13 protein-coding genes, 1 pseudogene and 1 riboswitch are annotated in these 13,206 nt (G+C 43.7%); of the genes and pseudogenes, 4 read left to right on the top strand and 10 right to left on the bottom strand.

Annotated features, from left to right (window positions below; translation table 11 throughout):
• Positions 1–204 precede the first annotated feature (204 nt).
• The 4 genes from tatC to BLT53_RS02190 all read right to left on the bottom strand — a co-directional run bounded on the left by tatC (position 205) and on the right by BLT53_RS02190 (position 3,448).
• Positions 205–951, bottom strand: coding sequence for a twin-arginine translocase subunit TatC (gene tatC / locus BLT53_RS02205; protein ID WP_090232442.1), 747 nt, complete (start codon positions 949–951; stop codon positions 205–207).
• 60 nt (positions 952–1,011) lie between these two features.
• Positions 1,012–1,194 carry a twin-arginine translocase TatA/TatE family subunit gene (locus BLT53_RS02200; RefSeq protein ID WP_090232441.1) on the bottom strand — a complete coding sequence of 61 codons (183 nt, stop codon included), beginning with the start codon at positions 1,192–1,194 and terminating at the stop codon, positions 1,012–1,014.
• Positions 1,195–1,206: 12 nt separating this feature from the next.
• The gene (locus BLT53_RS02195) at positions 1,207–2,844 is read right to left on the bottom strand and encodes a PhoX family protein (RefSeq protein WP_090232439.1); all 1,638 of its coding nucleotides are present in this window, start codon (positions 2,842–2,844) and stop codon (positions 1,207–1,209) included.
• Between the two features lie 139 nt (positions 2,845–2,983).
• Positions 2,984–3,448 (bottom strand): DinB family protein, encoded by a 465-nt coding sequence (locus BLT53_RS02190; protein ID WP_170834199.1) that lies wholly within the window; start codon positions 3,446–3,448, stop codon positions 2,984–2,986.
• Between the two features lie 320 nt (positions 3,449–3,768).
• A riboswitch (SAM riboswitch) is annotated at positions 3,769–3,883 on the top strand.
• Positions 3,884–3,999: 116 nt separating this feature from the next.
• On the opposite strand from BLT53_RS02190, the gene BLT53_RS02185 reads away from it, so the two are divergent.
• Positions 4,000–4,833 (top strand): MetQ/NlpA family ABC transporter substrate-binding protein, encoded by an 834-nt coding sequence (locus tag BLT53_RS02185; protein WP_090232436.1) that lies wholly within the window; start codon positions 4,000–4,002, stop codon positions 4,831–4,833.
• A gap of 35 nt (positions 4,834–4,868) precedes the next feature.
• Here the strand turns inward: BLT53_RS02185 and BLT53_RS02180 are convergent, their stop codons facing one another.
• The 3 genes from BLT53_RS02180 to BLT53_RS02170 are packed head-to-tail and all read right to left on the bottom strand — an operon-like array spanning position 4,869 to position 8,306.
• Complete coding sequence (locus BLT53_RS02180) at positions 4,869–6,170, bottom strand: (Fe-S)-binding protein (protein ID WP_090232434.1); 1,302 nt, start codon at positions 6,168–6,170, stop codon at positions 4,869–4,871.
• Positions 6,163–7,569 (bottom strand): FAD-binding oxidoreductase, encoded by a 1,407-nt coding sequence (locus tag BLT53_RS02175; RefSeq protein WP_090236645.1) that lies wholly within the window; start codon positions 7,567–7,569, stop codon positions 6,163–6,165. Before BLT53_RS02175 ends, BLT53_RS02180 begins: the two co-directional genes overlap by 8 nt.
• 29 nt (positions 7,570–7,598) lie before the next feature.
• Positions 7,599–8,306 carry a FadR/GntR family transcriptional regulator gene (locus BLT53_RS02170; RefSeq protein ID WP_090232433.1) on the bottom strand — a complete coding sequence of 236 codons (708 nt, stop codon included), beginning with the start codon at positions 8,304–8,306 and terminating at the stop codon, positions 7,599–7,601.
• Between the two features lie 207 nt (positions 8,307–8,513).
• On the opposite strand from BLT53_RS02170, the gene BLT53_RS02165 reads away from it, so the two are divergent.
• A complete protein-coding gene (locus BLT53_RS02165) occupies positions 8,514–9,854 on the top strand; it encodes an MFS transporter (protein WP_090232431.1) in 1,341 nt (446 codons plus the stop codon).
• A gap of 160 nt (positions 9,855–10,014) precedes the next feature.
• On the top strand, positions 10,015–10,770 hold the full coding sequence (locus tag BLT53_RS02160) for a YqjF family protein (RefSeq protein WP_090232429.1): 756 nt from the start codon (positions 10,015–10,017) through the stop codon (positions 10,768–10,770).
• A gap of 62 nt (positions 10,771–10,832) precedes the next feature.
• On the opposite strand, the pseudogene BLT53_RS25690 reads toward BLT53_RS02160, so the two are convergent.
• Together BLT53_RS25690 and BLT53_RS02150 are read right to left on the bottom strand one after the other, a co-directional pair.
• Positions 10,833–11,268 (bottom strand): annotated as a pseudogene (locus tag BLT53_RS25690) (NUDIX hydrolase).
• Between the two features lie 108 nt (positions 11,269–11,376).
• Entirely contained in the window at positions 11,377–12,219 is an 843-nt protein-coding gene (locus BLT53_RS02150) for a manganese catalase (RefSeq protein ID WP_090232428.1), read from the bottom strand.
• Positions 12,220–12,383: 164 nt separating this feature from the next.
• Between BLT53_RS02150 and BLT53_RS02145 the strand changes: the two genes are divergently transcribed.
• Positions 12,384–12,611 (top strand): YozQ family protein, encoded by a 228-nt coding sequence (locus BLT53_RS02145; RefSeq protein WP_090232426.1) that lies wholly within the window; start codon positions 12,384–12,386, stop codon positions 12,609–12,611.
• A gap of 55 nt (positions 12,612–12,666) precedes the next feature.
• Here the strand turns inward: BLT53_RS02145 and BLT53_RS02140 are convergent, their stop codons facing one another.
• On the bottom strand, positions 12,667–13,110 hold the full coding sequence (locus BLT53_RS02140; RefSeq protein WP_090232425.1) for a DUF6376 family protein: 444 nt from the start codon (positions 13,108–13,110) through the stop codon (positions 12,667–12,669).
• Positions 13,111–13,206: the final 96 nt, after the last annotated feature.

Here is a 13,206-nt window from a genome sequence, read left to right as displayed (position 1 = left end):
AATAATCGCAGGACTATTTTCCTTCCAGGCTCTTTTCTTACAAACAGGTAGCGTTTCCAAATAAAAAACGTAAAATCTTTCATCAAGGTTCAGGACTTAAGTCGGTGATTTATTAACATATCCTTCAAAGTAATCGAACAAATGGTAATAAAAAAACCACCAGGAAGTCTAAACAACCTGGTGGTTCTGGGTCAAACCTGCTGTTTATGAAGGTTTTTTTAATTCTATCACGTTGCCTTCCTGTTCTTTCTGTTTCTTCCTGTATACGATTTTAGAAAGCGTAATGCTGAATTCATATAGAATCAACAGCGGGATCGTTACCAAAAAATCCGACATAAAATCAGGTGGTGTGATGAGAACAGCCACCACGACAAGACCAAAGTAAGCGATCTTCCTTGCCTTGGACAGGAGCTTTGGATTCACCAGTCCAATCGATGTAAGAAACATGACAACGAGCGGAATTTCAAATAAAAAGCCAAACGGCAAAGTAAGGTTGATCATGAATTTAAAGTACTTTTCCGATGTAAAAAACGTTTGGAACTGACCGTCAGACAGCTTCATTAAAAAATCCAGCACCATCGGGTAAACCACAAAGTATCCGAAGGAGAGCCCGGCAATAAATAAAAGAAAAAGGGCCGGGATATACGAGAGTGCGATTTTGGATTCTTTCCTGGATAACGCCGGTCTGACGAACCGCCATGTCTGATGGGCGGCCACCGGAATCGTCAGTGCAATGGATATGACCCCCGATATCATAAAATAGACCCAAAGAATATCACTTGGCCCCAAAACCGCCAGCTTGGCATCTAGATCACGGATCAGCCAGTGATAGATGTCCTGAACATAGAGAAACGAAACAATGAAAAATACGGCAAACGTAAGCAGTGTAATAATCAGCCGCTTTCGCAGTTCACCTAGATGATCAATAAGAAGCATTTCTGCATCTCTCATGAATTTCACCTCGTCACATAAGAGAAAGGAGATGACTGGTTTACGCCATCCCCCTCTCTATTATTTTTGCTCTGCTTTTTCTTCCTTTTCATCATTGTTCATTAAATCCTTGGCAGAGTTTTTAAACTCTCGCAGCGTGCTTCCAAACGCCCGTCCGATTTCTGGCAGTTTAGCAGGTCCAAAAATGATTAACGCAATAACCAGAAGAATAATTAAACCAGGGATACCGATATTTTGGAACATAGAAAGCCCTCCTTAGAATTTAAATCCTGTAATGGCGACCACAGAAGGCCGCGGCATATTGCCGCCACGCACCTGCGGCCATGTGCTGGTCGGGTTCAATTTGTCTTTTGTTTCTTCACCGGGATGTTGTACCGACAGAAACAGCGTACGTTCATCCGGAGTAAAGCATGGGCCGGTTAATTCTGCCTGTACCGGGGCAGATGCAAACTGAAAAGCTACGCCCTGATTGCGTCCAACCGTTGGAATCATAAACATTCCATTGTTTTTAAAACTCGTCCATGCCGCAGAGTTCAGTTTGTCCGATGAAATATCGGTTACGGTCCAAAGGTTGGCATTGCTGTCAAACGTCAAGTTATCAGGCGCACTGAATCCGCTTTGTCTTCCGCCAGCCGCAAAAATCTCAAATTCAAATTCTGTTGCCCCATGGTCGTTGTCTTTTTCAAAAAACCGGGTAATGTGGCCATGAATATTCCCGTGTTTGTCATTATTGGTATGGGCGATAAAAATGGTTTGATCGAGGGGAGAAATCTCCACATCTTCCGGACGGTCGGTCGGCGTAGCGCCAAGCAAAATCGCAGCTTCGTGACAGTTGGTCAGAACATCCCCCTGCGTTTGGAATTTTTCCAGCAGCTCACTCTTCCCTCTGGCAGCTTTTCGCACGTCCTCAAGCGCAAGAGGCAGCCATTTTCCGTTTTTCAGATCTGCAGCATACAGCGTCCCTTCCTCCAGCAACCTGGAGTTTTTATTGCCAAGACTTTCCTTGAACCTGCCATCACTCACAAACTTGTAAACGCAGGCATCCTTTTTGTCATCGCCCATGTAAACCACAACCCTGCCATCCTGTGAAATTCCCATGGAGGCATTTTCATGATTAAATCGACCTAGAGCCGTATGCTTGCGCACTTGAAAGTCAGGATTGAAAGGATCCACTTCAATTACCCAGCCGTAATGTGTGGGGTCAAGCTTGGCATCTGCCGAAGTAGTCTCATAGTTTTCCTCACACGAAAGAACCGTGCTCCACAGCGTACGTCCCCCTGAACAATTGGCAAAGGTGCCTTGAGCCATGCTTGCCCCATTCACCGCCTTGCTTCCCTTGGCTGGTCCAGTTAACGCAAAAGGAGTCAATCCTGTAATCCTTCTCGCCTGTTCGGAGTCTTTCACCATTTTCCAGGATCTCGTTCTCTTGTCACGAACCACTTCAATGATGGAGCCTCCCTGGTTGTATAAAAGTTTCTCAACTTGAGCTGCACTGTATGTACCGTTTATTTTTTCTCCTTCTACATATAACGGGTTCGTATATTCATGATTGACCCACAATAGTCCATGGTTCACGGAATTTTCAATGGGAAAATAAAGCGTAAAATCATTGTTAAAACCGAATGTATCCCCTTTCTTGTTGATTATATCTCCATAGGAAGCTACTACGTCATACTTATAGCCCTTGGGGAGCACGAGATCATCTTTGGTCGAAGGTTTAATCGGCTGAAATTCATATCCATGCTTGCGCGGCTTTGTACCAAGCAAGTTGTTGCTCTGTGCATTCGCTGTTTCGGTCAAAACACCCAAACCTGTGGACGCAGCAGCGAGCGCGGTGGCCCCTGTGCCTAAATACGTCAAAAATGTTCTTCGATCCAGTCGTTGATTTTCCATTTAACCCCTCCCATTTGAATTATGTTTCTACTTCACCTTAAACAATGATTGTTGAGGCCATATGAAGAAAAATTTAACAAATTATAAAAACCGGAAGAAACGAGTTTACATAAAAAAAGAACCGCTGATCAAACAGCGGTTACTCAAAAAGCAGCATAGCAAAATCCTTGCCATTTATGCTCAGGGCCGTGTGAAGCTGGGCTCTATGATGATATGTATGTGCCAAAATTTCGAGCATCCATTCATAACGGGAATATGAAACACCCCACCAGGAAGTCGTCACCTTTAACCAGTCTTCCTCCCGAAAACAGCGAATGCTGTCCTTCAAATAGTCAAAGTGTGAAATGAACAATTCCTTGATCTCACTTGGTGTTTGGGGATTATGCTCCGAATAAAACTTCTCCATCTCCTTCTGTCCAGCCTCATTCATGATTAAAATGTCTGCTTTATAAATCAGGCTTATGTGAGTTAACAAATCTTTTACATTTCGTTTATTTTCTCCTAAAGAGATATCCAAATCACTCGCTTCCATCGAGTCTATAAGATTTAGAATAGTATGATTGGCCACCTCCAGTTGGTGAAGAATCGGCGTAATCAAATTCATGCTTGATCCCTCCCTTTTCATACCCATTATAACGCTAACCAGGCTTAAAATGCGGTTGTGGCTCACGAACCATTCCAGGATGCATCTTCTTGTTTCATTGGATAAAGCTTTAAACACTTCTGTGAGATTCATCTAAAGGTCCCCTTCCGCAAAATAGAAGAAAAACATACTTTCCATTCTAAGCACATAACGTAGAGAAAACAAATTACAAATAATAGATGACCCAAAATTAAATTTATAGATAATCGGCAACTAGGAAAAAAGTCATTGACAGTGATTTGAATCCCTGACATAATACATAGTAATTTGATAAGAATACACTCTTATTAAGAGCAGGCGGAGGGAATTAGCCCTATGAAGCCCGGCAACCCTTCATGCTGAATGACCAGCATGGAAACGGTGCTAAATCTGACAGCGTAAGCTGAGAGATGAGAGGTCAACGGATGAATTCGTCGCCCCCAGTCTCACTTGCCTGAGACTGGGGGCTTTTCTTTGTTACCCTCTCTATAACAGTGGATTGCTATCAAAATCGAAATGGGGGCTGAAAAATCATGAAGTTTAAAAAATGGGGATTATTACTGCTTGGCGTTTTAATGGCGGGAGTTTTGACGGCATGCGGATCAACAAGTTCAGGCAGCGGAGATAAGAAACTGGAGAAATTGACCGTCGGGGCATCAAACGTGCCTCATGCCGAAATATTGGAGGAAGCCGTTCCTTTGCTCAAAGATAAAGGAATCGATCTTAAAATTGTTAAATTCCAAGACTACGTGCTGCCCAATAAAGCCTTGGCCAATAAAGAAATAGATGCCAATTATTTTCAGCACATTCCATACCTTGAACAGCAAATGAAGGAAAATCCAAAGTATAAGTTTGAGAATGCAGGTGCCATCCATATTGAACCAATGGGAGTGTATTCACAGAAATACAAATCACTGAAAGACCTGCCGGACGGCGCAAAGGTCATCATGAGCAATTCAGTAGCAGAACATGGACGGATCCTTTCCATCTTTGAAAAAGAAGGATTGATCAAATTAAAGAAGGGCGCTGGCTATAACGCACAAGTGAAGGATATTACCGAGAATCCGAAGCATCTCAGGTTTAAAGCGGATATTGAACCGGCTCTTCTTCCAAAAGCATATAAATACAATGAAGGTGATGCGGTCGTAATTAACACGAATTATGCGATCGACGCCGGACTTAATCCGAAAAAAGATGCCATTGCTCTTGAGGGATCAAACTCACCTTTTGCCAACATCATCACCGTGCGCGAGGGTGACAAAGATAAGAAGTCCATCAAAACGCTGGTTGAAGTGCTTCACTCCAAAGAGATTAAAACGTTTATCGAGAAAAAATACAAAGGCGCGGTTTTCCCAGTATCGAAGTAACCATAAAAGATCCCGGAGATCAACTCCGGGATCTTTTATTTTGGCTGGGGATCGGCTTCCATTAACAAATCTACCAGATGCAGGGCTCTCATCTCGTTTTCAAGACCCTCTCTTTTAATGCCAAGTTTCATTTGCAAAAGACATCCGGGATTTGTCGTCACAATCGTGTCTGCTTTTGTTCCTCTGGTCTTTTCCATTTTTACATCAAGAATCTCCATAGAATCCTCGTAGTTCACAATGTTATATACCCCCGCAGAGCCGCAGCAGCGATCATAACCGGCCATTTCTTTGTAGGTAATACCTGGTATTCCCTCTAAAAGTAACAAAGGCTCGGATGTTACTTTCTGAACGTTTGTCATATGACACGAGGATTGGTAGGTCACCCTCTCATTCATTGAATGACGAAATTCCAGACCATCAAGCTCCGTCAAAACGACAGTCACATCCCGAGACTTTTTAGAAAATCGTTCAGCCCGCATATACCAGTCCGGCTCATCTTTTAGTAAATGGCCATATTCAAAAAGCATAGCTCCGCAGCCGCCCGCATTATTTACGATATAATCGACATTTTCGTTCTCAAACACTTCAATATTTTGTTTGGCCAGTCGGCGTGCAGCATCAAGCTTGCCCGTATGTGCGTGAAGTGCACCGCAGCATGTCTGAGCTTTTGGAATCACCACTTCTGCTCCGGCTCTTGAAAGCAATTCAATTGTGTTTTTATTGGTCTGATGAAACATACTATCCATAACACAGCCACTGACAAAGCCTACTCTCATTTTGGTTTTCCCTTTCGCCTTTACATGGCGAGGCGAGTTTCTTCTTTCAATTGGCGATCCCACCTCAGGCAACACCGCTTCGAACTTGTCGAGATGAAGCGGCGCCATAGCGGTCATTCCCGTTTTGCGAGCAATTGCCTGCAGTCCTGTCTTTTGATAGAACCAGGTCGCATTTCCTATCGCATTCATCCATTTTCTTGAGGTGAAGAGCCCGTTAAATATAAATTCTTCTGTTACCTGCTGTTTTTTTGTTTTCTTTTCCTGATCCTCCAGTACTGATTTGGCTCCTTCAAGAATTTCGCCATATTTGACATTTGTCGGGCAAACGGTCTGGCATGCCCGGCATCCAAGACACTTTTCAATCGGTTCCCTTAATGTTTCCACACCGCTTTTTCCTTCAGCAACCATTTTAACTAAATTGATCCTGCCCCTTGGTGAATGCGTTTCTTTGCCCATCGTCTCATAGGTGGGGCATGCTGGCAGACAATAGCCGCACTGGACACAATCGAAGGTCTTATCATAATGGAGTTGGGTTTTTAACGTATCCATAGATTTACTCATCTCGCAACACCAGCTTTTTACCCGGTTCAGGAAAAATCTTGCCCGGGTTCATGATCTGATTGGGATCCCATGCATCCTTCATACGCTTCATCATATCAAGGCCAATGGAACCAACCTCCATTTCCATGAATGGAGCTTTCATTGTTCCAATCCCATGCTCGCCTGAAAGCGTGCCCCCCATTTCAATCGCTGCTTTAAAAATTTCCTCCACGGCCTGCTCCACGCGTTCCATTTCTTCCATATCCCTTTTATCACAGATGATGTTCGGATGAAGATTGCCGTCTCCTGCGTGCCCAAAAACGACAAGATCAACGCAAAACCGGTCCCTGATTTCTTTAAGCCGCTGAAACATCGCGGGAATTTTACTTCTTGGAACCGTCGCATCCTCCGAAACTTTCGTCGGTTTCTTTCTTACTATTGCCGGCGAGACAAGCTTTCTCGCCTGCCACAGCTTTGCAGCCTCCTCACCGCTGCCCGCAACATTGACAGAGTGTGCCCCCGCCTCCTTGCAGATGGAAGCCACCTTTTCGATTTCTTCCTCAATTGCCTTTGGATGCCCGTCCAGCTCAATGAGCACGATTGCTTCCGCCGTTACGGGAAGCCCTAAAGGCTTATAGTCTTCCACCGCCATGATGCATGCCTGATCCATCAGTTCCAATTTGGAGGGCAGAATTCCGGACGTGAGCACCTTTGTGATGGCTTGTCCCGATGTTACCAAATCATCGAAAATAATCATGGCCGTCCTGGTGGCCTGAGGTCTTGGAACAAGTTTCAGCGTAGCCTCTGTTATCACACAAAGGGTTCCTTCAGAGCCGATAATGAGTTTCGTAAGGTCATAGCCGGTCACATTCTTGATGGTTCGTCCTCCCGTCCTCATCACGTGGCCTTCAGGCGTCACAATTTCCAAGCCAATGCAATAATCTTTCGTTACTCCATATTTCAATCCTCTCGGACCACCTGAGTTTTCCGCCAGGTTACCGCCAATAGTGGAGACATGTGAACTGCTTGGATCAGGCGGGTACATCAGCCCCCATTTTTCCGCTTCTTCATCAATTCTGGCTGTTAATATACCTGGCGAGACCACTGCGATCATATCATCGGGTCGAATCTCAAGCTTATCGTTCCACTGAGAACAGTCGAGGACAATTCCTCCATTCACTGGCAGTGGCCCGCCACTTAAAGAGGTCGACTGGCCACGAGGGTAGACAGGGATGCCCTCACGATTGGCAAGTTTCATTACTTTAGCCACTTCTTCCGTTGAGCGTGGCTGTACAACGGCATCCGGCATATACGTGCCAAACGATGCATCAAACGAATAACTCAGGCGGTCACTTTCTTCAAGCAAAACTCTGTTTTCGCCAAAGATGGCCTGGAGCTCTTGTTCATGTGCAGATGTCATCACCTTCATCTTCTTATCTCCTCATGCTTTCATATTTCATAATTTTGCAAGAATAGGCTTAATTTTTTCTCAGCATTTCTTAAATGGATGGTACTTTGAACTTTTGCGAGTTCTGGCTCTTCCAACTCAATAGCTTCATAGATTCTGCAATGCTCTTGGTAAACGGATTCCCTTTTTTGTTTGAGTTCTTTATTCGGTTCAAGCGTAACTTTTAGCGTTCTTTCATATAAGTCTGCTAAATTCTCCATCATATGAATCATAACAGGATTATGAGTTGCCAAAATGACGGCCCGGTGAAACGCAATATCATTTGTATAATGATTTTGTTCCGCATTCAATGACCCGTATTCAAGTTTATCCAAAACATGCTTCATAGAAGAAAGCTGTTCCGTTGTCCGTCTTGTAGCAGCTAAATAAGCCGCTTCCGGCTCCAAAATCTTTCTCATTTCAAATAAGTGCCTAATGCTTTCCACATCATCACTTTTCATATGAATACTGCGCAAGATTTGGGACTGCGTATTCTCTTCAATATAACTTCCTCCGCCCTGCCTTGAGGTAATAAGCCCTGATGCCCTCAATACACTAAGCGCCTCCCGGACAGAAATACGGCTTACTCCAAACTGTTTAGATAGTTCCATTTCAGTTGGAAGTTTGTCACCGGGCAAATAATGTCCCGACTCTATCAGTTGCAGAAGTTCCCGAGAGATAATCTGAGATATTTTTTCTTTTTTAGACATGTCGACTCCTGGTTAATTATTTGTAATACAAATCTATGATGTTTTTTTGGTTCCAAAAATATAAAACAGCCCATGAAAGGGTTTACAAAGCTTTATTTAGCTTATATACTAATCTAAACATACATAATTTTCAAGGTTTTTCAACAAATTTGTATTACAAATTTTCCGGTTCTGAATTTGAAAGTACTAACTAAGGAGGAGTTACTTGTGAATCAAAATGTGTCTGCTTTAGAAAAGCAAACCATGAAAAAGGTATCCAGACGCATCATCCCTTTTATTTTCCTGATGTATATTGTTTCGTATCTAGATCGTGCCAATATTGGATATGCTTCATTGGAGATGAATAAGGCACTAGGACTGACCAGTGAAATGTTTGGAATTGCTTCGGGGATTTTTTTTATAGGATATTTCCTTTTTGAAGTACCGAGTAATGTATTAATGGAGCGTTTTGGAGCAAAGGTATGGATTGCAAGAATATTAATCACATGGGGAATTATTTCAGTGGCTACAATCTTCGCCCAAGATGCATGGCATTTATATCTTATTCGTTTTTTGCTTGGAGTAGCAGAAGCCGGTTTTTTTCCGGGAATTATTTTGTACCTGACTTTCTGGTTTCGCTCTAAGGAATTAGCAAAGACCATTGCTATGTTCATGACTGCCATTCCTGTTTCTTACATTATTGGCGGGCCATTATCAACCTGGATCATGGATCATGTCCAATGGTTTGGCATGTCAGGGTGGAGATGGATGTTTGTATTAGAAGGAGCACCCGCTATTATTCTAGGAGTGGTTTCTTTCTTTTACCTTACTGAGCGGCCGGCGGATGCAAAATGGCTTACTGCTCAAGAAAGAAAGTGGCTGATTGATGATTTACAGAAGAACAAAGAACCTCATGAGGAAAATGAATCAGAAAAACAAGCTCGCAGAAAGGCACTTGCCGATCCACGAGTTTGGTCACTTGCCATTATTTATTTCGTTTACATCACGGGAACACTCGGTATCGCTTATTGGATGCCGCAAATAATTAAGGGATTTTCTTCTTCATTAAGCAATACACAAATTGGTTTAATATCCACGGTACCTTACATTGTTGCATCAGTGGTAATGAACTATTGGTCCCATCGGTCTGACCGCAAGCAAGAACGGTATATCCATGCGGCGGGACCTCTTCTTATCGCTGCAGTATCACTCGTAGGTGCAGGAATGACTTCCAATCCAGTAGTCGCCATGGTATTGATTACGGCTTCTCTTACAACAATGTATTGCTTTAAAGGACCTTTCTGGGCTCTGCCTCCGAAACTATTAACTCCAGCGATGGCGGCAGTAGGCATTGCTGTTATTAACTCGATCGGAAATCTAGGCGGGTTTTTAGGACCCTATGCCATTGGTGCATTGAAGGATGCTACCGGGAGCACCTTTAGCGGTCTCGTCTTTTTAAGCATCATGATGATTGTTGCCTTTCTCATGCTTATCGTCATGAGAAGCAAGATGAATAAAGCAGCCAAAGACCAAATTTCTTCTGAGCAGGAAGATATCTTTGGTGCGTAAACGGTTGAAAAAGCTTCCCCGCTACTTGGGATGGCTTTTTCTTTTTTATCCAATTCACCCGGCTTTAGGAAACTTTTCATTAATGGCCATTTTTCACACGTGTTTTGAAATCGCTAAATGGGAATAACCCTACTATATCCCGAAATTGGAGGCTTGAGACATGGACTTCAACCACATCTTAAATCAAACCGATCACCGGGCATTCCCGCTTCCCCTAGGACCATGGATCGGAACTCAGAGATGGAATCATCTTCTATACGCTCATTGGCCCGTTCCCGTTACCGTACTTCGTGAAAAAATCCCCTCCTGCCTGGAGATTGATACATATGACAACCACGCATGGATTGGCGTAATCCCTTTTTACCTTAATGAATTCCGTCCAAGATACCTGCCCCCTTTTCCCTTTGCACATGCGTTTCCCGAACTGAATGTGCGAACATATGTGAAATACAAAGGAATATCTGGCATCTACTTTTTTAGTTTGGATGCCGGCAGCCACTTGGCTGTAAAAGGTGCCCGTTCCTTTTTTCATTTGCCGTACCGCTACGCCAAAATGAACATTGAGGTCGCTGATGAACGTGTTCACTACCTGAGCAGACGGCAAGAAATCGAAGGTACAAAAGCAGATTTCCTTGCCCACTACAAGCCGGTATCTGCCCCTTTTTACAGTAACAAAGAGTCTTTGGACTATTGGCTGACCGAGAGATATCGCTTTTATACCGAGCACACCAACAAACTGTATTTTCTTGATATCCATCATCAGCCATGGGCTCTTCAGCAGACAGAGGCTGAAATTCAGGTTAACTCGGTAGTGTCCGCAAGTTCCGGCATTGAGCTGCCGAATACTCAGCCTGTACTCCATTACTCCAAAACCCAAAAGGTTTTATTTTGGCCGTTGCGCCAGATTGACCTATAAGAAAAGACCGCCAGATCAATCGCATGGCAATCGATCTTCTGACGGCTCTTAAATTGTCCTGTTCAGTGAACCAGTTTCTCCGGCGGAAGATAAGTAACCGTTGTGTTTTTCATTATGCGATCTTTCACACCCGGGGGTAATGGTATAAATGTTTCAGCCATCTCTGCCGGCATCCATGTTACTTCTTCAATCTCGTCAGGAAACTGAATTTCAATTTTGCCCCCTGTTATTTTCCCGGTAAACACAAAGAAAACCACATGGTGTCCTCTTGCTTCAAAGAATTGCTCACTAATCCCAAAAAGCGTTTTGCACGTCAATTTCCAGTCCTGTTTCTTCTTTTACCTCACGAATCGCTGCTTCTTTCAGCGTTTCCCCATCCTCTGCTGCTCCTCCAGGAAGCGTGTAATAAGAGGATTTATCGCCATAGTTTTTAACCATCAATATCGTTTCGCTCATTTCATCAAACAGTAAAACATACACCACATCTACTCGTTTCATCGTTGGGCTCCTTATCAAATGTTGGTCCATTTTATTATTCTTCAAATGGAAAGGAAGCCCTTCTCTCCATTTTAAAAACCCACTCGCGTAACGTGGGTTTTTAAAATTTTATTTTTTATTCACGTAGTCACGATCCAGGTCATGGTGAACCTGTGTCGCAGGTATTTCTGGTCTTGGAATATTGCCAAGCGGTTCAGGATTCTCTAAATATTTGAAATCGCCTGTGCCATCCGGTGCACTGCCTGTTGCCCAAAGGCCTTCAGAAGATTCTTGCCCGTCGGATAAGTTCCAGAATTCAAGGCCATGCTCCTGAGCTTCCATCTCCGCTTCAGGAGGGAATGAAGCCGGAACAACGACACCATTCTGTTCCTCAAGTTCAGCTACCGCCGCCATCCACTGATACTGGTGATAACGGTCACGTGCCAGCATTTTGCGGAACGTGGCTCTTACACCTTCATCGGTTGTCATATGGTAAAGGCGGGCGACCTGCAATCGGCCCTGCGTTTCTGCATGCAGGTTGGACCGCATGTCTGCAAGTAAATTTCCGCTCGATACAATATATGCCCCACTCCAAGGAACACCATTTGAATTGGTCGGCATTCCGCCAAGACCGCTGACAAGAAGATGCTGCGGATCAACGCCACCCATAATAGCAGCCAATTGCGGATCTTTTGCAGCTTCTGCCTGATCCTCAGGTGCAGCTCCATCCAGCAGCTGGCTGATCAGAGCGCAGAGCATTTCGACATGTCCGATTTCCTCTGTACCGATATCCATCAGCATATCTTTGTATTTCTCATTCCCTCTGCAGTTAAAGCCTTGAAAGAGATATTGCATCATGACGGTCATTTCTCCGAATTGTCCGCCAAGCACCTCTTGGACCCTTTTGGCCAGCATTGGATCTGGACGTTCAACCTTTACTTCAAATTGCAGTTCTTTTTGATGTCTAAACACTGTTCGTCCTCCTTTAGAATGGTTTTTTTTGGTTCCATTCTTCAGTTTCCCTTAACGTCAAGAGGCAAAACTAAGCATGCACCTGTTTTTAGTCAGTTTTTCGAATAATTCCCCGGTTTCCAATAAACACTATCAATAGTTTACGAAGGAAGGAAGTTTAGTAAATGGAACAAAAAAAGAACCCAAAGAGCAAAAGCGAAGAAGTTGCGGAAAAAAACTATGAACCATCCGATTACAGCAGCCAATCGGAAACCGATCAAGGCCTTGCCCTTACCCATGAGCAAGTTAGTGATGATTATATGGAAGGAACCATTGATGGCCTGATCGAAAACGCCGAAGGGAAAGACATTCCCCTCCAACGCAGAGGACATGATATTTATAAAAAGAAATAAGAAACGACATAAGCCTGCAAGCATTAACGATGCCTGCAGGCTTTTCCTTTTTCATTTAATTTCCCAAACTCTTGATGTCCTGATAAATTTGGTTGATGTCGCTCACCTGTTTCATGAGGGGATGGTCTTCGATAAACGAAGTATCCAGCTTTCCTTCTCTGATGTTTTTCACGTACAAATCAATCCCATCTTCCAGTGACTGGGCTTTAGACTCCATCTGTCCATGCAGCTCCTGCAGGTTATCTGGAGGTGTCAAACCGGTAAATTCCTGAACGTCAGATTTCATCTGTTTCAACTTGCTTTCCAATTCTTTTTGTTTACTTTCATCATTCACTGCCTGCTTGACAAGATCTGTCGTCTCACTGCTGAAGGTGGAGACTTCCCCTGCAAATTCTTTGGCTTCTTTTACATAATTAACCGTGTTGGCTGTATCTGTAACGGCTGAACACCCAGTAAGGGCAAGTAATCCTGCAAGCAGAACGATCCTTTTTAAAAGCATACTCTTCCTCCTTGGCTGGTTTCATCCTTACAGTATCCTTACGTAATCGCTCAAGGATAAGTTTCATTTATAGAAATTTGGTACAAAAAAAGAAAC

Origin of the sequence: Fictibacillus solisalsi, from assembly GCF_900103485.1 — a bacterium.
In the GTDB taxonomy this organism is placed as follows: domain Bacteria; phylum Bacillota; class Bacilli; order Bacillales; family Fictibacillaceae; genus Fictibacillus_C; species Fictibacillus_C solisalsi.
Note: the sequence above shows the minus strand (reverse complement) of the source record. Positions and strands in the feature narration are given on the sequence as shown.

Excerpts from the sequence above, each read along its gene's own strand:
- BLT53_RS02190 (WP_170834199.1), bottom strand. The coding sequence starts at position 3,448 with ATGAATTTGATTACGCCGATTCTTCACCAACTGGAGGTGGCCAATCAT.
- BLT53_RS02185 (WP_090232436.1), top strand. The coding sequence starts at position 4,000 with ATGAAGTTTAAAAAATGGGGATTATTACTGCTTGGCGTTTTAATGGCG.
- BLT53_RS02180 (WP_090232434.1), bottom strand. The coding sequence starts at position 6,170 with ATGAGTAAATCTATGGATACGTTAAAAACCCAACTCCATTATGATAAG.
- BLT53_RS02170 (WP_090232433.1), bottom strand. The coding sequence starts at position 8,306 with ATGTCTAAAAAAGAAAAAATATCTCAGATTATCTCTCGGGAACTTCTG.
- tatC (WP_090232442.1), bottom strand. The coding sequence starts at position 951 with ATGAGAGATGCAGAAATGCTTCTTATTGATCATCTAGGTGAACTGCGA.
- BLT53_RS02175 (WP_090236645.1), bottom strand. The coding sequence starts at position 7,569 with ATGACATCTGCACATGAACAAGAGCTCCAGGCCATCTTTGGCGAAAAC.
- BLT53_RS02195 (WP_090232439.1), bottom strand. The coding sequence starts at position 2,844 with ATGGAAAATCAACGACTGGATCGAAGAACATTTTTGACGTATTTAGGC.
- BLT53_RS02140 (WP_090232425.1), bottom strand. The coding sequence starts at position 13,110 with ATGCTTTTAAAAAGGATCGTTCTGCTTGCAGGATTACTTGCCCTTACT.
- BLT53_RS02145 (WP_090232426.1), top strand. The coding sequence starts at position 12,384 with ATGGAACAAAAAAAGAACCCAAAGAGCAAAAGCGAAGAAGTTGCGGAA.
- BLT53_RS02200 (WP_090232441.1), bottom strand. The coding sequence starts at position 1,194 with ATGTTCCAAAATATCGGTATCCCTGGTTTAATTATTCTTCTGGTTATT.
- BLT53_RS02160 (WP_090232429.1), top strand. The coding sequence starts at position 10,015 with ATGGACTTCAACCACATCTTAAATCAAACCGATCACCGGGCATTCCCG.